This is a genomic window from Phenylobacterium sp. (assembly GCF_031181185.1).
Taxonomy (GTDB): domain Bacteria; phylum Pseudomonadota; class Alphaproteobacteria; order Caulobacterales; family Caulobacteraceae; genus Phenylobacterium.
Map to the genome: position 1 here is coordinate 1 of NZ_JAPSKZ010000065.1, position 17,969 is coordinate 17,969.

Annotated in this window: 26 protein-coding genes; 17 read left to right on the top strand and 9 right to left on the bottom strand. The window is 70.6% G+C overall.

Going from position 1 to position 17,969, the window contains the following annotated elements:
• Positions 1–83: 83 nt before the first annotated feature.
• Entirely contained in the window at positions 84–743 is a 660-nt protein-coding gene (locus tag RIF93_RS09920) for a LemA family protein (protein ID WP_309090863.1), read from the bottom strand.
• Between the two features lie 126 nt (positions 744–869).
• Here RIF93_RS09920 and RIF93_RS09925 point away from each other — a divergent pair, with 126 nt between their 5' ends.
• From RIF93_RS09925 to RIF93_RS09960, 8 genes are all read left to right on the top strand, one after another.
• Positions 870–1,637 carry a class I SAM-dependent methyltransferase gene (locus RIF93_RS09925; RefSeq protein ID WP_309090865.1) on the top strand — a complete coding sequence of 256 codons (768 nt, stop codon included), beginning with the start codon at positions 870–872 and terminating at the stop codon, positions 1,635–1,637.
• A gap of 103 nt (positions 1,638–1,740) precedes the next feature.
• The gene (locus RIF93_RS09930) at positions 1,741–3,324 is read left to right on the top strand and encodes an AMP-binding protein (protein ID WP_309090867.1); all 1,584 of its coding nucleotides are present in this window, start codon (positions 1,741–1,743) and stop codon (positions 3,322–3,324) included.
• 96 nt (positions 3,325–3,420) lie between these two features.
• Positions 3,421–4,704 carry an amidohydrolase family protein gene (locus RIF93_RS09935; protein WP_375163873.1) on the top strand — a complete coding sequence of 428 codons (1,284 nt, stop codon included), beginning with the start codon at positions 3,421–3,423 and terminating at the stop codon, positions 4,702–4,704.
• A 58-nt stretch (positions 4,705–4,762) separates the two neighbouring features.
• Complete coding sequence (locus tag RIF93_RS09940) at positions 4,763–5,935, top strand: DegT/DnrJ/EryC1/StrS aminotransferase family protein (RefSeq protein ID WP_309090871.1); 1,173 nt, start codon at positions 4,763–4,765, stop codon at positions 5,933–5,935.
• A complete protein-coding gene (locus RIF93_RS09945; RefSeq protein ID WP_309090873.1) occupies positions 5,932–6,999 on the top strand; it encodes a lipid A deacylase LpxR family protein in 1,068 nt (355 codons plus the stop codon). Before RIF93_RS09940 ends, RIF93_RS09945 begins: the two co-directional genes overlap by 4 nt.
• Before the next feature lie 63 nt (positions 7,000–7,062).
• Entirely contained in the window at positions 7,063–7,848 is a 786-nt protein-coding gene (locus RIF93_RS09950; protein WP_309090875.1) for an SDR family NAD(P)-dependent oxidoreductase, read from the top strand.
• A complete protein-coding gene (locus RIF93_RS09955) occupies positions 7,845–8,429 on the top strand; it encodes a histidine phosphatase family protein (RefSeq protein ID WP_309090877.1) in 585 nt (194 codons plus the stop codon). Before RIF93_RS09950 ends, RIF93_RS09955 begins: the two co-directional genes overlap by 4 nt.
• A 36-nt stretch (positions 8,430–8,465) precedes the next feature.
• A complete protein-coding gene (locus tag RIF93_RS09960; protein ID WP_309090879.1) occupies positions 8,466–9,413 on the top strand; it encodes a hypothetical protein in 948 nt (315 codons plus the stop codon).
• Here the strand turns inward: RIF93_RS09960 and RIF93_RS09965 are convergent.
• A complete protein-coding gene (locus RIF93_RS09965; protein ID WP_309090881.1) occupies positions 9,410–9,640 on the bottom strand; it encodes a hypothetical protein in 231 nt (76 codons plus the stop codon). The two genes, RIF93_RS09960 and RIF93_RS09965, sit on opposite strands and share 4 nt — an antisense overlap.
• A 116-nt stretch (positions 9,641–9,756) precedes the next feature.
• Here RIF93_RS09965 and RIF93_RS09970 point away from each other — a divergent pair, with 116 nt between their 5' ends.
• The 4 genes from RIF93_RS09970 to RIF93_RS09985 all read left to right on the top strand — a co-directional run bounded on the left by RIF93_RS09970 (position 9,757) and on the right by RIF93_RS09985 (position 12,039).
• Complete coding sequence (locus RIF93_RS09970; RefSeq protein ID WP_309090883.1) at positions 9,757–10,503, top strand: YebC/PmpR family DNA-binding transcriptional regulator; 747 nt, start codon at positions 9,757–9,759, stop codon at positions 10,501–10,503.
• Positions 10,503–10,706 (top strand): hypothetical protein, encoded by a 204-nt coding sequence (locus RIF93_RS09975; RefSeq protein WP_309090885.1) that lies wholly within the window; start codon positions 10,503–10,505, stop codon positions 10,704–10,706. Before RIF93_RS09970 ends, RIF93_RS09975 begins: the two co-directional genes overlap by 1 nt.
• Before the next feature lie 64 nt (positions 10,707–10,770).
• Positions 10,771–11,475 (top strand): MgtC/SapB family protein, encoded by a 705-nt coding sequence (locus RIF93_RS09980; RefSeq protein ID WP_309090887.1) that lies wholly within the window; start codon positions 10,771–10,773, stop codon positions 11,473–11,475.
• Positions 11,476–11,565: 90 nt separating this feature from the next.
• Positions 11,566–12,039, top strand: coding sequence for an SRPBCC family protein (locus RIF93_RS09985; RefSeq protein WP_309090889.1), 474 nt, complete (start codon positions 11,566–11,568; stop codon positions 12,037–12,039).
• A gap of 7 nt (positions 12,040–12,046) precedes the next feature.
• On the opposite strand, the gene RIF93_RS09990 is transcribed toward RIF93_RS09985, so the two are convergent.
• From RIF93_RS09990 to RIF93_RS10010, 5 genes are all read right to left on the bottom strand, one after another.
• On the bottom strand, positions 12,047–12,322 hold the full coding sequence (locus RIF93_RS09990; RefSeq protein ID WP_309090891.1) for a DUF5985 family protein: 276 nt from the start codon (positions 12,320–12,322) through the stop codon (positions 12,047–12,049).
• Positions 12,319–12,591, bottom strand: coding sequence for a DUF5985 family protein (locus tag RIF93_RS09995; protein ID WP_309090893.1), 273 nt, complete (start codon positions 12,589–12,591; stop codon positions 12,319–12,321). The genes RIF93_RS09990 and RIF93_RS09995 overlap by 4 nt, the downstream gene beginning before the upstream one ends.
• The gene (locus tag RIF93_RS10000; RefSeq protein WP_309090895.1) at positions 12,591–12,962 is read right to left on the bottom strand and encodes a hypothetical protein; all 372 of its coding nucleotides are present in this window, start codon (positions 12,960–12,962) and stop codon (positions 12,591–12,593) included. Before RIF93_RS10000 ends, RIF93_RS09995 begins: the two co-directional genes overlap by 1 nt.
• A 69-nt stretch (positions 12,963–13,031) precedes the next feature.
• Entirely contained in the window at positions 13,032–13,253 is a 222-nt protein-coding gene (locus tag RIF93_RS10005; protein ID WP_309090897.1) for a hypothetical protein, read from the bottom strand.
• A complete protein-coding gene (locus tag RIF93_RS10010; RefSeq protein WP_309090899.1) occupies positions 13,250–13,528 on the bottom strand; it encodes a hypothetical protein in 279 nt (92 codons plus the stop codon). The genes RIF93_RS10005 and RIF93_RS10010 overlap by 4 nt, the downstream gene beginning before the upstream one ends.
• 116 nt (positions 13,529–13,644) lie before the next feature.
• Here RIF93_RS10010 and RIF93_RS10015 point away from each other — a divergent pair, with 116 nt between their 5' ends.
• The 4 genes from RIF93_RS10015 (at position 13,645) to RIF93_RS10030 (ending at position 15,823) form a co-directional block, all read left to right on the top strand.
• Positions 13,645–13,788, top strand: a complete 144-nt coding sequence (locus RIF93_RS10015) for a hypothetical protein (protein WP_309090901.1) — start codon at positions 13,645–13,647, stop codon at positions 13,786–13,788.
• A gap of 5 nt (positions 13,789–13,793) precedes the next feature.
• Positions 13,794–14,540, top strand: a complete 747-nt coding sequence (locus tag RIF93_RS10020; protein ID WP_309090903.1) for an EcsC family protein — start codon at positions 13,794–13,796, stop codon at positions 14,538–14,540.
• Positions 14,541–14,714: 174 nt separating this feature from the next.
• Complete coding sequence (locus RIF93_RS10025; RefSeq protein ID WP_309090905.1) at positions 14,715–15,200, top strand: nuclear transport factor 2 family protein; 486 nt, start codon at positions 14,715–14,717, stop codon at positions 15,198–15,200.
• A gap of 11 nt (positions 15,201–15,211) precedes the next feature.
• Positions 15,212–15,823: a peptidylprolyl isomerase gene (locus tag RIF93_RS10030; protein WP_309090907.1), complete on the top strand. Its 612-nt coding sequence runs from the start codon at positions 15,212–15,214 to the stop codon at positions 15,821–15,823.
• A 58-nt stretch (positions 15,824–15,881) separates the two neighbouring features.
• Here the strand turns inward: RIF93_RS10030 and RIF93_RS10035 are convergent, their stop codons facing one another.
• Positions 15,882–17,036 carry a hypothetical protein gene (locus RIF93_RS10035; RefSeq protein ID WP_309090909.1) on the bottom strand — a complete coding sequence of 385 codons (1,155 nt, stop codon included), beginning with the start codon at positions 17,034–17,036 and terminating at the stop codon, positions 15,882–15,884.
• Between the two features lie 177 nt (positions 17,037–17,213).
• Between RIF93_RS10035 and RIF93_RS10040 the strand changes: the two genes are divergently transcribed.
• Positions 17,214–17,426, top strand: a complete 213-nt coding sequence (locus RIF93_RS10040) for a hypothetical protein (protein WP_309090911.1) — start codon at positions 17,214–17,216, stop codon at positions 17,424–17,426.
• Between the two features lie 6 nt (positions 17,427–17,432).
• On the opposite strand, the gene RIF93_RS10045 is transcribed toward RIF93_RS10040, so the two are convergent.
• The coding region (locus RIF93_RS10045; RefSeq protein WP_309090913.1) for a serine/threonine protein phosphatase at positions 17,433–17,969 on the bottom strand (537 nt) is incomplete at its 5' end.

A 17,969-nucleotide genomic window follows, 5' to 3' on the forward strand; every position in this document is an offset into this window, starting at 1 on the left:
GAACTTCGGCTGGGCGAGCGCGCCCGCCGGGAGCAACGCGACCAGGAGCGCGAGGGCCAGGCCCCGCGCGCCCGCGATCAGGTTCATTGCGGCGGAGCCGAACCCGGCGCCGCGCCGGGCGGCGGGCCCGCCGGGGCGTCCGTCCCGAAGTCCACCGTCGGCGCCGACTGCGCCTCAGCGGTCGCCTGGAACAGCTGCATCGGCTTCGAGCCCGAGTGGATGGTGTTCGCCCAGATCACCGTCGGGAAGGTCCTGAGGCTGGTGTTGTAGTCGCGGACGGCCTCGTTGTAGTCGCGCCGGGCAACGGCGATGCGGTTCTCGGTGCCTTCCAGCTGGCTCTGCAGGGCCATGAAGTTCGTGTTCGACTTCAGGTCCGGATACTGCTCCTGCAGCACGCGGAACGGGACCAGCGCCATCGACAGCTGGTTCTGGGCGGCGGCATAGCGCTGGAAGGCCGCCGGATCCTGGGTGATCTCCGGGCCCGCGGGCGTGCTGACGATGCCGGCGCGGGCCTGGGTCACCGCGATCAGCACCCGGCTCTCCTGTGCGGCGTAACCCTTCACGGTCGCCACCAGGTTCGGGATCAGGTCGGCCCGGCGCTGGTACTGGCTCTGGACGTCGGCCCACTTGGCCTTGGCGGCCTCTTCCTTGGTCGGGATGGTGTTGATCCCGCACGAGGCGAGGAGGACCGGCGCGGCGACGATCAGCGCCGCGCGGGCGAAACGGCGGAAAAGGGTCTTCATCGAGCTCCCCATCAGGGCCAGGTCAGAGCTTGGCCATGCAGTATGTGACGCGCGCGTTGATCTTGCGCAACGCAGACGCCATCACAGCGGGCACAAGCGCCAGCGCGGCGGGAGGGTTCCTTACGGATGGCCAAGGTGCGGTCGTACTATGCCGAAGGCGGTTTGAGCGCCGCCTTCTACGACGTGGTCACGGCGGGCGATCCGACGTTGGCGGGCGACATCGACCTCTACGCCGCCCTCGCGCCGCCCGGCGGCGAGGTGCTGGAGCTGGGCGCGGGTTCGGGCCGGGTCGCGCAGGGGCTGGCCGAACGCGGCCTGACCGTCACAGGCATAGACCTTTCGGCCGCCATGCTGGCCAGGGCCGAGGTCCGGCGCGCCGGCCTGCCACCGGAGGTCGCCGCCCGGATCGCGCTGAAGCGCGGCGACATGACCGCTCTGGACCTGAAGCGGACCTTCGACGCCGTCCTCTGCCCGTTCTTCACCCTGGCCCATGTGCCCGCCGGCGCGGCCTGGAAGAACACCTTCGCGACGGCCGCGCGGCACCTGCCGTCGGGCGGGCTCGCCGCCTTCCACCTGCCCAAGCTCGAGGTCATGCGCGGCCTGCCGCCGGTCGATCCGGCCCGACCGGTCTTCGACCAGCCGCTGCCGGACGGCGGGCGCCTGCGCCTGTTCGTGAAGGAGCGCGCCTTCCGCGAGCCGCCGGGCCGCCTGGAACAGGTTGTCGAGTACGTCGTCTTCGATCCGGCGGGTCGGCCCCTTCAGCGCTCGCCCGAACGCCTCACCTACTGGATGGCCGATCCCGAGCCGCTCGCCGCCGCCGCGGGCCTTCTCCGGGACCGGCCGCCTCAGGACCTCGGGGGCGCCGGCGACGTCTGGGTGTTCCGCAAGCCCTGAAAACGTACCCGATCTTCTGACGACGGCGATTGTCCGCCGCGCCGCCGCCGTGTCATGGTCTCTCCAAAGACAAGCGGGTCTCGAGCCCTGCGGGAGGAAGCGGATGGATGCGGTGAAGGAACGGGCGGGCCTGACCGAGCGGCTGGAGGCCGCCGCGCTGACCGGCATGACGCTCGCCGTCTGGGCCCAGGCCCAGCCCGGCAAGGCCTGCGTCATCGACCCCGATGGGAGGACCCGGACCTTCTCCGAGGTGAACGCCAACGCGAACCGGCTGGTCCGGCTGATGCGGCAGGCGGGGCTCGCCGCTGGCGACGCCGTGGCCCTGGTGTCCTCCAACCGCGCAGAGTTCGTCGAGGTGCTGGCCGCCTGCCAGCGCGGCGGCTTCCGCATCACGCCGGTGAACTGGCACCTGACCGAAGGCGAGATCGCCTACATCCTGAACGACTGCGAAGCGAAGGCGGTCTTCTGCGAGGCGCGCGTCGCCGCCGCGGGACCCGCGACCGCCCAGGCGCCCGACGTCCGGCTGAAGGTCGCCCTCGGCGGCGACATCGACGGCTTCCTCAACTACGACGAGGCGATCGCCGGCATCGAGCCGTCCGACATCGACGATCCCGTGCTGGGCAACCAGATGCTCTACACCTCGGGCACCACCGGCCGGCCCAAGGGCGTCTTCCGCGAGAGCCCCGTGATCGTGCCCCAGGCGATGTACGCCCTGCGCGGCTACGACGAGCATTCGGTTCAGCTCTGCGCTGGCCCCGCCTATCACGCGGCTCCCCTGGCCTTCGACGTTCGGGCCGCCATGGGCGCCGGCGCGACCTTGGTCTTCCTCGACAAATGGGATTCCGAGCGGACGCTGCGGACGATCCAGGAGCGCCGGGTCACGCACCTGCACCTGGTGCCCATCATGTTCCAGCGGCTGCTCGCCCTGCCCGACGAGGTGAAGGCCCGCTACGACGTCTCCTCGGTCAAATACATCGTCCACGGCGCGGCGCCCTGCCCGCCCGAGGTGAAGCACGCGATGATCGAGTGGTTCGGCCCGGTGCTGAACGAGTACTACGCAGGCTCCGAGGGCGGCGCGGGCTTCATGATCGACAGCCACGAATGGCTGAAGAAGCCGGGCTCGGTCGGCAAGCGCCCGGCGCTGCTGGGCTCCAAGATCCTGGACGACCAGGGGAACGAGTGCCCGCCGAACGTGGCCGGGACCATCTACCACCAGCTGCCGCCGGGCGGAGCGTTCACCTACTACAAGGACGAGGCCAAGACCCAGGCCAGCCGGGTGGGCGACTACTTCACCATGGGCGACATGGGCTACTTCGACGAGGACGGCTACCTGTTCCTCACCGGCCGCAGCGCCGAGACGATCATCTCGGGCGGGGTGAACATCTACCCGCAGGAGATCGACAACGAGCTGATCAAGCATCCCGCCGTCGCCGACAGCGCCACCGTGGGCGTGCCGCACGACGAATGGGGCGAGCAGGTGAAGGCGGTCATCCTGCTGAAGGCGGGCTACGAGCCCTCGGACGCGCTGGCCCAGGAGATCCTCGACTTCGCCCGCGCCAACCTGCCGTCGTTCAAGGTCCCCCGCAGCCTGGACTTCGCCACCGACCTGCCCCGCTCCGAGGCCGGCAAGATCCAGCGCGGCAAGGTGCGCGCGCCGTACTGGGAAGGCCGCACGCGGCAGATCTGAGCGAACGGCGGCCATCCAAACCAGCTTGGCCTTCGCTGTTTCCGGACGTTAAATCCGCCCCTCAACGTCTGGGGGTCTTCCGTGAAGCAATTCGTCGTGGGCGCGCTCGCCGCCGCCCTGCTCGCCTCGTCCGCGCCTGTCGTCGCCCAGCCCGCGCCGCTCACCTTTGTCCAGGCCGGGCGCGTCCTGCTGGACCCCGCCAGCGGCCGGGTCGAGACCCAGAAGACGCTCATCGTGCAGAACGGCCGCATCGTGCGCGTCGCGGACGGCTATGTCGCCGAGCCCGGCGGACGCGTCGTCGACCTGAAGGACAGCTTCGTCCTGCCGGGCCTGATCGACAGCCACGTCCACATCACCGGCGAGCAGACCCCGACGACCCGTCTGGACCGCCTGACCCAATCGGCCGCCGACCAGGCGTTCGCCGGCGCCCGCTTCGCCCGCCGCACGCTGATGGCCGGCTTCACCACCGTGGCCGACCTGGGCGGCGACAACGAGGCCGTCTTCGCCCTGCGCGCCGCCGCCGCCCGCGGCGACGTGGCCTCGCCCCGGATCATCGCGGCCGGATCGTCGATCTCGGTCCACGGCGGCCACGGCGACGTGAACGGCTATCGGGAGGACGTGATGCACGTCCTGCGCCCGGGTTCTGTCTGCTCGGGCGCCGACGACTGCCGGCGCGCCGTGCGCGAGCAGGTCTGGAAGGGCGCCGACATCATCAAGATCACGGCCACGGGCGGGGTGCTGTCGAACACCGCCGCGGGCCTCGGCCAGCAGTTCTCGGACGCCGAGCTCGAGGCCATCGTCGACGCCGCCCACCGCATGGGCCGCAAGGTGACCGCTCACGCCCACGGCGCGGACGGCATCAAGAGCTTCGTCAAGGCCGGCGGCGACTCGATCGAGCACGGCACCTGGCTCGACGACGAGGGGATCGCGCTCATGAAGAAGAACGGCGCCTACCTGGTGCCGACGCTGATGGCCGGCGACTTCGTGGTCCGCATCGCCAAGGGACCGAACAACTTCTTCACCCCGGCCCAGACCGCCAAGGCCCTGCAGGCCGGCCCGCTGATGCTGGACATGACGCGCCGCGCCCACAAGGCCGGCGTGAAGATCGCCTTCGGCACCGACACGGGCGTCTCGGCCCACGGCGACAACGCCGGCGAATTCGCCCTGCTGCAGCAGGCCGGCCTGACGCCGCTGCAGGCGATCCAGACCGCCACCGTGAACGCCGCCGCCCACTTCGGACTCGAGAACGAGATCGGAAGCCTCGCGCCCGGCAAGGCCGCGGACATCATCGCCGTGAAGGGCGACCCGCTGGCCGATGCGGGCATCCTGCGCCAGGTGTCCTTCGTCATGAAGGGCGGCGAGGTCCACAAGCAGCAGTAGGCGCGGCGGGAAACACACCGTCACCAAGCGTGTTTGGCCGGGCCGCGCCGCAGATGGCATGAGCCCGGTCATGATTCCGTTCATCGACCTGCAGGCCCAGCGCGCCCGTCTCGGGCAGCCGTTGGAAGACGCGATCCTCAAGGTCATCCGATCGGGCGCCTACATCATGGGCCCCGAGATCGCTCAGCTCGAAGCCGAACTGGCGGCCTTCGGTCAGGCGCCCCACGCGCTCTCGTGTGCCTCAGGCACCGACGCCCTGGTGCTGCCGCTGATGGCCTGGGGAATCGGGCCGGGCGATGCGGTGTTCTGCCCCTCCTTCACCTTCGCCGCCACGGCCGAGGCCATGCCGCTGGTCGGCGCCTCGCCGGTCTTCGTGGACATCCTGCCGGACACCTACAACCTGGATCCGGCGCGGCTCGAGGCCGCCATCCAGGCGGTGAAGGCGGACGGCCGGCTGACCCCGAAGGCCATCGTCGCCGTCGACCTGTTCGGGCAGCCGGCCGACTACCCGGCCCTGTTCGAGATCGCCCAGCGCCACGGCCTGAAGCTGATCGCCGACAGCGCCCAGGGCTTCGGCTGCACGCTGAACGGACATCACCCGATCCACTGGGCCGACGTCACCACCACCAGCTTCTTCCCGGCCAAGCCGCTGGGCTGTTACGGCGACGGCGGGGCCATCCTGTCGAAGGACGCCCGCCTCCACGACCTCCTGGTGTCGCTGCGCGTCCACGGCCAGGCGGTGAAGTCCGACCTCGAGGGCAAGACCTTCGACCACGACCCCAAGTACATGAACATGCGGGTGGGCGTGAACAGCCGGATGGACACCGTCCAGGCCGCCGTCCTCTTGCAGAAGCTGACCATCTTCGCCGACGAGATCGAAGCTCGGAACCGCGTCGCCGCTCGTTACGCCGAGGGGCTTTCCGATGTGGTCGCCACGCCGAAGGTGATCGACGGCGGCGTCAGCGTCTGGGCCCAGTACACGATCGAGACCGAGGACCGCGACGGGCTGGCCGCCGCGCTGCGCGAGCAGGCCATCCCGACGGCGGTCTACTATCCGCTGCCGCTGCACCGCCAGCCGCCTTACGCCGGTTATCCGCAGCCGGGCGGCCTGCCGGTGACGGAGGCCAAGGCGGGCCGCGTCATCAGCCTGCCGATGCACGCCTACCTCGAGCCCGACGCGCAGGACCGCATCATCGCGGCGATCCGCAATCACGTGAAGCGCAACGGGTGAGGCGGCCGGGCTTCCGCGCGGCGCTCTGCGCGGCGGCCCTCGTGGGGGCGGCCGCTGGGCCGGCGCTCGGCCAAGACGCCAACGACGAGGACGACTGGGTCGCCACGCTTCAGGTCGAGAACGAGTTCTTCATCCCGGGCAAGAACGACGACCGCTACTACACTCAGGGGCTGCAGCTGAACGTGCTGACGCCCTCGCGCAGCAGTCCCATCGCCGGCCGGGCGCGCGAGTTGCCCTTCCTGGATCCGAACGCCAGCTACCGGGGCGGCTTCGTCATCGGCCAGAACATCTACACGCCCGAGGACCTCACCCTGCCCGAGCCCGATCCGAAGGACCGACCCTACGCGGGCTGGCTCTACGTCGGCGGGGAGGTGATGACCTACTCGGAAAAACGGCTCGACAGCCTCCAGCTGCAGGTCGGCGTCGTGGGGCCCCAGGCCCTGGGCGGCTGGACCCAGAACAACTGGCACAAGCACGTCAACCACATCGACGAGGCCCAGGGTTGGAAGCACCAGCTCAAGAACGAGGTGGCCTTCGTCCTCTACGGCGAGCGGCGCTGGCGGCCGATCGAGCTCTGGCCCCGGCCGCGCGCCGGCCAGGATGGCCGGGGCGAGCGGACCGAGGGCCTCAGCGTCGACTTCACGCCGGCCGCCAACGTGGCGCTGGGCACCGTGCAGGTGTCGGGAGGCCTGGGCGGAACCTTGCGCGTCGGCACGCACCTGGCGGAGGACTACGGCGCGCCGCGCATCCGGCCGGCGCCCAGCGGCTCGTCGTTCTTCGGCCCCAGCAACGAGTTCGCCTGGTACGCCTATGCCGGCACGGAGGTGAAGGGCGTCGCCCGCGACATCTTCCTGGACGGCAACACGTTCAAGGACTCGCGCCGGGTCGACAAAAGGCCGTGGGTGCAGGAATTCCAGGCCGGCGTGGTGGCGCGGATCTGGCGGCTGCGGGTGACCTACGCCAACGTGTGGCGCACCGAGGAATTCCTGGGCCAGAACGGCGACTCCCACTTCGCGGCCGTCACCGTCGGGTTTTCCACGGGGCTCCTCGCCCGCCCGCGCTGACCGCTTGCCCCTCGAGCGGCGCCGTGCGATGCCTCCTTCAAACAAGCGTTTGAAGGAGGATCCATGGCCCGCCTGCAAGGTCGTACGGTCGTCATCACCGGGGCCGCCAGCGGCATCGGCCGCGCCGCGGCCAACCTCTTCGCCTCCGAAGGCGCGGCGGTGGTCATCGCTGACCGCGCCGAGGCCGTCTCCGAGACCGCGGCCGAGATTACCCAGGCCGGCGGCCGCGTGGTGGCGCTGACCGGCGACGCGGGCGACGATTCCTTCGTGAAGGGGCTGGTGGACCGCGCGCAGGCCGAGTTCGGCGGACTCGACGTCTTCTGGGCCAACGCCGGCATCTCGGGCGGTTTCGCGCCCCTGCACGAGCAGACGCCCGACTACTGGGCCGAGATCCTGCGGGTGAACCTGATCGGCGCCTTCCTGGGCGTGAAGCACGCCTCGGCGGCGATGATCCCGACCGGCCGCGGCTCGATCATCTGCACGGCCTCGGTGGCGGGCATCCGTTCGGGCGCGGGGGGCGCCGCGTACTCGGCCTCGAAGGCGGGCGTCATCAGCCTGGTGCAGACCGCCTGCAACGAGCTCTACGGCACCGGCGTGCGCGTCAACGCCATCGCGCCCGGCCTGATCGAAACGGGCATGACCAAGCCGATCTTCGACGGCGCGCGGGCCCGCGGCAACGAGGACAAGATCGGCCAGCTCAACCCGCTGACCCGCTATGGCGTGCCGATCGAGATCGCCAACGCCGCCCTGTTCCTGGCCTCGGACGAGTCCTCGTACGTCAACGGCCAGACCATCGCGGTCGACGGCGGCCTTTCGACCTCGCACCCGGTCGTGCGCCGCAAGCGGTGATCCTGCTCCTGCGTCATGGCGAGACCGAGTGGAACGTGGCCCGCCGGCTGCAGGGCCGCCGCGACTCGCCCCTGACCGAGCGCGGACGGCGGCAGGCGCGCGCCGTCGCCTCGGTGGTGGCCGACCTGGTGGCGCGCGATGCCGGCGATTGGCGCCTGGTCAGCAGCCCGCTCGGACGCGCGCAGGCGACGGCCGCCTTCATCGCCGCATCGACCGGGCTGCCGATCGAGACCGACGACCGGCTCATGGAGGTCGACTGCGGCGCCTGGGAAGGCCGCGACTGGACGGAACTGGTCGACCGTCCGGGAGAGCCCCTGCGGCGGGGGCGGATCTTCGAGGCGCCGGGCGCCGAGAGCCACGACCAGGTGCGGGCGCGGCTGGAGGACTTCCTGGCCACCCTGCCGCCGGAGCCCGACCGCCGCGCCATACTGGTCAGCCACGGCGTGACCGGGCGCGTCCTGCGGGCGATCTACGTGGGGCTGCCGAGCGACGCATTGCTGGACCACGACGCGTCGCACGACGCCGTCCACCGTCTCCAGAACGGCCAGATCGACCGGTTCGACTGCGAGCCGGTCGACTGACGCAATTCCGCCGCGACGCAGGCTAAGGTGCGCCGCATGCGTCGCGCCATTGCCGCTTTCCTCCTGCTCGTCTCGGCCTGCGCCACCGCGCCTGAGATCAAGCCGCCTCCGCCCCCCGCCGATCCGTACCTGGCCATCATCCTGCCCGCCGCCAAGGAAGCCGCGCCCGAGGCGCGCACCGCGATCGCCCGCGAACGGATGCGCGGCTGGGTCTGGAGCCTGGCCGCGCCGCCGTCTGCGCCCGAGCCACAGTCGGCCTGGGTCGCCGAGGGCCTGGGCGACTTCTTGGCCATCCGCGCCCGCCTGCGCGCCGGACTTGCGACGCCGGAGGAGGCCGCCGCCGAGTTCGACGCGGCGCTGAAGGCGCATGACGCGGCGCCCGCCCAGCCCAACGCCGCCCGCGCCTTGCTGCTCGCGTTGAAATGGGACGAACACGTGCGCCAGAAGAGCGCCGGCGCGCTTGACCTGGACGACGTGATGAAGGCCGCGCACGAGCGCCGCGCCCTCGTGCCCACCGAGACCACCGGCTTCCTCGACCGGCTGCTGAACGCCGCGTGGGGCGGGGCCCAGGTGAACCTGCGCGACGACCTCGCCCGCTACATTACGGGCCGCGCTCGGATCGCGCCGCCTGAAGCCATGTTCGGCGGCTGCCTGGTGTCGACCACCGTCCTGACCCACGGCTTCGACACCGGTTTCGATCACCAGGGCTCGCTGGCGGCCAAGACGGTGCGCGGCGTGGTGCGGAACGGTCCGGCCTGGATGAGCGGCCTGCGCAACGGCATGAAGCTGGAAAGCCTCAGCCTCACGCCGGGCGACACCACTCGGGAGGTGGTGGCGGCGACCGTCGACGCCCGCGGCCGCAAGCGCACGATCCGCTACTGGCCCTACGCGGACGAGGATCAGGAAGTCAGGAAGCTGCAGCTCCGGCAGGGCATGACGACCGAGCAGACCGCCGCCTGCGGCGAGGCGATGGCGGGGCTCTAGTGCAGGGGCCCGCGGCCCCAGCGCCAGGGCGGCAGGCCTTCGCGCCGAGGCGCCAGATAGCGCCACAGCAGGAAGCCGCCGACCGTGGCGGCGACGCCCACCAGGAACGCGGTGGCCGCGGCCGCGGGGACGCCGCCGGCGACGCCGCGGACCGGGCCCGGCTCCATCCAGTGGACGATCTCGCCGTTCGGCTCTTCAGGAAGGATATCGTCGGTCTGCAGGCTCATGGCGGTGCTCCCGGCTAGGCTCCCGGGGCTAACCCTTCCGCCCGGCGGGGGTTCCGTGACGCGGCGGCTTCAGGGTAGAAGCGCGGCAACTTCCTCCTCAGGACCGCCGACGGACGATGGCCGGACACTCAAAGTTCAAGAACATCATGCACCGCAAGGGCCGCGCCGACGCGGCCCGCTCGAAGCTGTTCTCCAAGCTCTCCCGCGAGATCACCGTGGCGGCCAAGTCCGGCCTGCCCGACCCCGACATGAACCCGCGCCTGCGCCTGGCCGTCGCCAACGCCAAGGCCGAGTCCATGCCCAAGGACAACATCGACCGGGCCATCAAGAAGGCGTCCGGCGGCGACGCCGAGACCTATGAGGCGATCCGCTACGAGGGCTTCGGACCGGGCGGCGTGGGCGTCATCGTCGAGGCCCTGACCGACAACCGCAACCGGGCGGCCGCCAACGTGCGGGCCATCTTCACCAAGAACGGCGGCAACCTGGGCGAGACCAACTCCGTCGCCTTCATGTGGGACCGGGTGGGCCAGATCGTCTATCCGGCCGCCGCCGGCTCCGAGGACAAGGTGATGGAGGCCGCCATCGAGGCCGGCGCCGACGACGTGGAGTCCGACGAGGACGGCCACACCGTCTGGACCGCCTTCGACGCCCTGAACGAGGTCGCCCAGGCCCTGGAGGCCGCGCTTGGCCCGGCCAAGTCGACGAGCCTCGCCTGGCGGCCGAAGACGCTCACGCCGGTCAGCGGCGACGCCGCCGCCACCCTCATGAAGCTGGTGGAGGCGCTGGAGGACGAAGACGACGTGCAGAACGTCTACTTCAACGCCGACATCTCGGCGGAAGAGCTCGAGAAGCTGGCCGGCTGATGGCCAGGCGTCCCGACGAGGACCCGCGGGTCACCGACCTTCGCCGCTACAAGAAGGCGCGCGAACAGGCCAAGCGCCGCCCGCCGCCCCGGCCGCCCGCGCGGAAGGAAGGAATCCTCGGCTCGAACCCTCGCGCCGGTCTGATCCTCGCCATCGCAGCCGCCGTCCTCTTCGCGCTCTGGGTGCTGCCCGTTCTCCTTTGAGGACGGGCGCAACGACGGCTCAGCCTTTTGCGCTATGTTGCTCCCTGGTCGGAGTGATTGACGCATGGAATTCACGTCGGAGACGCTCACCCGCTACGTCCTGCCGCTGCTCGGGGCCGTGTTCGCCGGCGTCGTGATCGGCGTGGAACGCGAAACGCGGGGACATCCGGCGGGGCTTCGCACCCACACCCTGGTCTGCATGGCCTCGGCGCTTCTGATGCTGGCCGCCGTTCACCAGACGGAGTGGGTGCGCACCACGACCACGATGGAGGTGATCCGCATCGACCCCGTGCGCATGGCCCACGGGATCCTCACCGGGATCGGCTTCCTCTGTGGCGGGGTCATCTTCCGCCAGGGCTTGTCGGTGCACGGCCTGACCACCGCCGCCTCGCTATGGGTCACGTCTGCGCTCGGGACGCTCTATGGCGTCTCGTCCTACGGCCTCGCGCTCGGCGGGACGCTGATCACGGTCATTGTCCTCATGGGGTTCCGCTGGATCGACGAGCACCTGCCGGCCAGCAACATCATCGACGTGACCGTTCGGTACCGACGCAGCGAAGTCTTCCCCGAGGACGACTTCCAGCAGTTGATGACCCAGCTGAAGCTCAAGCCCAGAGCCGTACGCCACAAGCTGGTGGGCGGCGGCGGCGCCATAGAACTCGGCGCCACCCTGCGCGGGCCAAGCACCGTGCAGACACGCGCCCTGGCCGAGCGCCTATGCGAGGACGACCGCATCCTTCGCTTCGAGATCGTGCCCAGGAACGACTAGCGGCCACGCTTCCGTGGCGTTCCCCTTGGCGGCCGCGGCGGCTTCCGCCACAGTGCCGCCAAACCGAAGTTTCGAAGGGGGAAACCGATCGTGAAGCGTCTCGTGCTCGCCGCCGCCGCGGCCTTGCTCGCCACCCCGGCCGTGGCCGCCGGCGACTATGTCTCGATCGTTCAGGAGGCCACGGTGAAGGCCCCGGCCGAGACGGTTTGGAAGAAGGTCGGCGGCTACTGCGATATCGGGACGTGGCTGAAGACCACCTGCGAGATCACCCAGGGGAATGACCGCGAGCTGGGCGCGGTGCGCCGGATCGCCGGCCGCATCGACGAGGTGATCGTCGCCCGCACGCCCCTGTCCTACACCTATGCCGACGTCGACCCGAAGATCCTCTACCACGGCACAGTCGAGGTGCGGCCCGTCGACGCCAAGACCTCGAAGATCGTCTACAGCCTGTTCTTCGACCAGGCCTCGATCCCCGCCGACCAGCGCGAGGCCAACAAGGCCCGCCGCACGGCCATGTCCGGCGGCTGGCTGAAGACGATGGCGGGCATCGCCGAGGCGCCGTGAGGCGCCTCTAGCTCCGCTTCAGGTTCTTCCTGAGGATCGCCCAGATGATCAGGCCGAAACCGGCGAGCCTCAACAGGTAGACCGGCGCCTGGTCCTCGCGCGGGATGTTGAACACCACCGGCGCGGCCTGATTGGCGGCCAGGAGGGTGAAGGCGGCCGCAAAGCTGAGGAACAGCGGGTCGCGCGTGCGCCGCCAGAACTTCAGGAAGAACGCCGCGGCCACCAGGAACCCCAGCGTCAGGGCGCCGCCGAAGAAGCCCAGGATGGTAGGATCGACCCTCATTGTTCGGCCTCCCAGATGAAGCCGTACACCAGCACGCCGACTGCGAGCAGCGAGGCGGCCTGGCGCCAGGGCCAGAGGAAGACGCTGGGGAAGATGACCATGTCCAGCACCAGGAACAGGTTGTTCAGCGCCAGGAAGACGAACGCAGTCGCCGTCCAGAGCAGCAGCCGCGAACGGCTTTGCCGCCAGGCGCGGAGCAGCAGGCCGGCGCAGAGGACGCTGGCGGCCAGACAGAGCGAATAGACCAGGGCCCCGCCCATCTCCGTCATCACTTGTCCCCCCGGAACTTGAACGCGTCGGCCAGGCCCTGCACAGGATCGGGGGGCGCGGCGATCAGATTGATCACGGTGACCGGCCGCTCGCGGTAGGCCGTCTCGAGCCGGTCGGCGAGTTCGGCCAGCATCGGCATGGCGGGCGCATACCGCCACAGGTCCCCGTCCTCCCGGACGGCCAGCCCGCTGCGCTCGAAGCGCTGCAGGTTGTCGTTCACGAGCAGGGTCGAGGCCCGAAGCTCGCGCACGAGGTCGGCCGCCGGCCATCGGCGGTCGGGATCACGTTTCAGCAGCAGCAAAAGCTCGACCGCCCACACCGAGCGCACATGCTCGCGCACGAAGGCGGCCAGCTCCGGTTGTTCGGACAAAGGACCAATCCCCCACCGGCAGGCGCTCGGAACCTAAAGCCTGAGCCCTGTCGATCAACCCCTAAAGCGTCAGCGCGGCGGCTCCGTCGTGGCGCCCGCCGGCGCCGCGTCCATCGCATCCTCGCTGTCGGCCTTGCGCTGGGCGACGCCCTGCGCCGTCTGGCGGGCGCCTTCGTCCAGCACGACCGACTTCACCTCGGCGGGCGCGGCGGCCCGGGAGCCCGCGCAGGCGCCCACCGCAAGTGGCGCGCCCAGCACGAGCCCCGTGGCGATCAGCAGCCGAAGGCTCACTGGCTCTTCGGCTCCGAGCCGGCCGGGGCGTCTTCAGCCTTGGGCGAGGTAGCGCCGCCCGCCGTCGTGGCGCCGCCCGGCTCGGCCAACTGGCCCGCGCCGCCGATGTCGGCGCCGGCGTTGTCGTTACCGGTGTCGGCCACCGTGCCGTTCGGCGTCGCCGCCGCCGTGCCCGGATCGCCCGCGGCCGTCGTGCCGTCCGCGTTCTGCGGGGACTGGTCGCACGCGGCCAGCCCCAGCAGGGCCGTCGCAGCAAGGATCATCACCGTCCGCATCAACCTCTCCTGGCGTTTCGGAATTTCCCAGCAACGCCAACCCGCAAGCACGGCCAAGGTTCCCCTGCGGGCGTCCGCCGGGTTAGAAAAGCCTGGGGACGGGGACCGGGGACGAGATGCAGAGACGCAAGGTCGATCGCGCGCAGCGCATGCGCGCCCGCCGCATCTGGTGGGACCGCAACGGCGCCTTCGTGCGGGGCGCGCTCACCGGCAGCGTGCTGACGGCGCTGGCCGCCTGGCTGCTGCAGGCTCTGCACTAGGCGGAATGGCCGCCACCCCGCCCCTCGACCTGCCGCCGCCGGCCTACGAAGCCTGGGCCAAGGGCGAAGTCGCCCACTGGCGCGAGCAGGTGCTCAAGCCTGCCGGGCCGCTCGCGCGCAGCGCCCGGCGCGTGCAGCAGCGCATCAACCGCGCGATCCCCGAGAAGGTGCACGCGACGGTCACCGAGATCATGCAGCGGATGACCCGGACCATCCTGACCGGCTCGGACCTGGTCTCGGGCCCGCCGCTGCGCGGGGCGAGCCTGGCCCAGCGCGACGCCCGCGCCCTGCAGCTGATCCAGGACTACCGCAAGATCGCCGCCGTGGAGGGCGGAGTCGCAGGCGCCGGCGGCTTCTGGCTCGCACTGGCCGACTTCCCGGCCCTGATCACGATCAAGATCCGGCTGCTGTTCGACCTCGCCGGCGCCTACGGCCACGACGGCGAGGCGTTCGCCGAGCGGCTCTACATCCTGCACCTCTTCCAGCTGGCGTTCTCGAGCGCCGAACACCGGGCGGCGGTGTTCCACGGGCTGGAAGGCTGGGAGGGGCGAGAGCACCCCGCCGACTTCGCCCACTTCGACTGGCGCAGCTTTCAGCAGGAGTACCGGGACTACATCGACCTGGCCAAGCTCGCCCAGCTGATCCCGGTGATCGGCGCGCCCGTGGGCGCGGTCGTCAACTGGCGTCTGCTGGACCGGCTCGGCGAGACGGCGATGAACGGTTATCGGATGCGCTGGCTCGATCGCGCCTAGCCGAGCAGGCCGCGGATAACGTGCGCCACGGCGATCCAGAAGCCGCAGCAGGCGGCGAACCCGAGGGTCAAGGCCGAGACCCTGACGGCGGCGATGGAACGGCGACGGCGAGACATGCGCCCTGATCTCATGAGGCAGACGCCGCCGCGATCCCGGGATTATACGTAAGGCGACATGCCGCACCGCCTCGCCGCCGCCAGCCTGGTTTTCGCGCTCTGTGCGGCCGCCGCCGCAGCCCAGACGCCGATCTCGGAGGCCGAGGTTCGCGCGCTGGCGATCCGCCAGGCGGCGGCGCTGAACGCCGGTGACCTGCCCGCCTATTTCGCGACCTTCGCGCCCCAGGCCCGCTTCGCCCAACAGGCGCTGGGCTCCAACAACCGCATCGTTCCCTATGGCGAAAGCACGCGCGAGCAAGCGCGCGCGCAGCTCAGCAAGGCTCTCGAAGGCGCGAAGATCGCCGAGACCGTCGAGGTGCGGCAGGTCGCGCTGTCCGCCGACGGCCGCGGCGCGGCGATGGCCGCTCGGGTCCGCACACGCATCGAGCGTGGCAGCGCTCGCCTGAGCTGCGCCGACCGCCTGGCCACCTTCGTCCGCATTCGTGGGGAGCTAAAGACCCTGGCCCAGACCGATACCCTGGTCCGCTGCCGGACGGCGCCTTAGGCTCACGGCCCATGTTCGCCCGCCGCACCCTCATCGGCCTCGCCGCCGCTCTCGCCTTTTCCGCCGCCGCCCAGGCCCAGCCCGCCAACCCGCGCGTGAAGATCGACACCGCGGAAGGCGCGATCGTGCTGGAGCTCTACGCCGACAAGGCGCCGAAGACGGTGGCCAACTATCTGAAGTACGTGGATCGCGCCCTCTTCGACGGCGCCACCTTCTACCGGGCTTCCAAGCCGCCGAACTATGCGCCCAACGACTACGGCGTCATCCAGGGCGGCCTGCAGAACGACCCCAAGAAGGTGCTCCCGCCGGTGGCCCACGAGCCGACCACCCAGACCGGGATCAAGCACGTGAACGGAACGATCTCGATGGGACGGCACGCGCCCGGCAGCGCCCAGGCCGACTGGTTCATCGTCATCGGCGACCAGGACTACCTCGACGCCGATCCCAAGGATCCGAAGAAGACCCCGGGCTTCGCCGCCTTCGGCCGCGTGGTCGAAGGCCTGGACGTGGCGCAGAAGATCCTGGGCATGCCGGTCGACCCCAAGGCGGGCGCGGGCGCCATGAAGGGCGAGATGCTGGTCAAGCCAGTCCGCATCCGCAGCGTCCGGCGGGTGACCCCCTGAAACGGAAGCGGCGGCTCCCCGGGGGAGCCGCCGCGCCTTCTCCGATCGTCCTGAGAGCTTACTCGCCCGCCGTCGCCGGCTTGGCGGCCTCAGCCTTCTTGCCCTTGCCCTTCGCCGCCGGCTTGGCGGCCTCGGCGTCCGCCTTGGCCTTGGCCGCGGCGGCCTCCGCAGCGGCCTGTTCCTCGGCCCGCGCTCCGCCCAGGATGCCCGGCAGGGCGTAGTTCCCCTCGTGGCAGGCGTACTCGAAGATCCGGCCGGCCAGCGGCGCGAACTCGTACTCGCCGCCCCACGGCTTTTCCCAGACCGTCGGGTCCTCGACCACGAACGAGTAGTGCAGCCGGTTCTTGCCCACGCGGGTGAAGCGCTCGGTGACCTTCAGGTTCTCCCACGAGCCGGCGAACTGCTGGCTGCGCGGGATGTTCGTGGTCTCCACCACCAGCGTCTCGCCTTCCCACCAGCCGATGGAGTCGCCGAAGTAGGGCCGCACGCCGTCCGTGCGATGCTTGCCGTTCAGGCGCACGATCCGCAGGTCATGGTTCATCTCGACCTGGATGACGAACGTGTCCGGCGTCTGAATGAACTGGTAGTTGTTGTTGTAGAAGCCGTTCGGGAACATCGGCGGGCCGCCGTTGCGCCCGAAGCCGATGATGCAGCGCTCGCCCAGCGAGCGGGTCTCGTAGCTGTCGAACGAGCCCAGGCCGCCGCGACCGCCGCCAGCCATCGGCGGGGCGCCCGGCTTGCGCGGCGGGAACTGGCCGTTGGGGGTGGTGAGCAGCGACGTGCGCGGCTCGCCGTTCACGCGCATCACCGTGCTGCCCGGATCCAGCCAGCCGCGGTTGTAGCCGCCCACGTCGCCGCCCGCAGCGGCGAACTCGGGCCGCGTGTTGGCCGGCGCGCGCGGAGCCTCGGCCGGCGCATTGGGGTCGGTGGGCGCATTGCCTTCCTCCACCTCCTGCTCGGCCGCCGCCTCCATCTGCTTGACCTCGTCGGGCGTGTAGACGAGCCGGTCGCCGAACTGGGCGCGCCGCGTCAGCGGCGTCATGGTGTTGTTCGTCCAGAAGCCCTGCAGGTCCGGCTGGCCGAAGGCCGTCCGTGGCGCCTTGTAGGTCGTCTTGGGCCCGGCGGTCTGCGCCGCGGCCTCGAGGCTCCCGGCCATCGCCAGCGGGGCCAGGCTGAGCGCTGTGCCGAGGAAGAAGATTGCGGCGCGTTTCACGGATATGCTCCCCATGGTCGTGTCCGCGTTTTCCCGCGGCTGTCATACCGAACTTACGATTCCTGATTAGCGCCCGCAACGCTCCTGCGTATTTCAAAGGAGCAAACCGGTGGAGCTAGTGTCGGCCCTGCGACGTTAGAGCTTCGAGGGACCGGCGCCGGAGGGGCGGAAAGCCGCATGCGTGCACGCGACGTCAGGGCGATTATCTTTTGCGCCGCCACCACGCTGGTGCTGCTGGCGGGCTCGTACCTGCTGCTGCAGAGCGCGCTGATCAGCCTGGCGCTGGGCGGCGCGTGGCTGGCCTGGCTGCTGACGCGCCCGCGCATGCAGCGCGTGATCCGACGACTGCGCGGCGAGCCCGACTGGAACGGCTACTTCAAGAACGACTAGAGGGCCTCAGACCGCCGCCTCGGCCCAGGCCTCGCCCACCTGCAGGACCTCGCGCTCGAGGCCGTCCAGCCTGAGCGCCGTCAGGACTCCCGTGCGGTAGCAGCCGGTGTCGAGCGCCAGCCGGTGCTCGGAAAGACGCGGCTTCTCGTCGAGCCAGGTGTGGCCATGGACGATGACCTTCTCGAACGGTCCTGGCGCGTCGAGGAAGCCTTCGCGGATCCACAGCAGGTCCTGCTCGGTCTGCTGCGCCAGCGGCGCGCCCGGCCGAACGCCCGCGTGGACGAAGGCGTAGTCCCCGACGGCCACCATCAGCTCCAGCCGCTGCATCAACAGCAGGTGGCCGGCCGGCATGCGGGCCAGCAACTCATCGCGGGCGCGGGTGACGGCCAGCGGGTCCTCGTCGCTCGCCGGCGGCTCGACGCCATAGGCCCTCAGCGTTTCGGCGCCGCCCCAGCGCAGCCAGGCGCGGTTCGCCTCGGGCGCGTCCAGGAAGTCGAGCATGGCCTGCTCGTGATTGCCCTTCAGCAGCCGCACCTCGAGGTC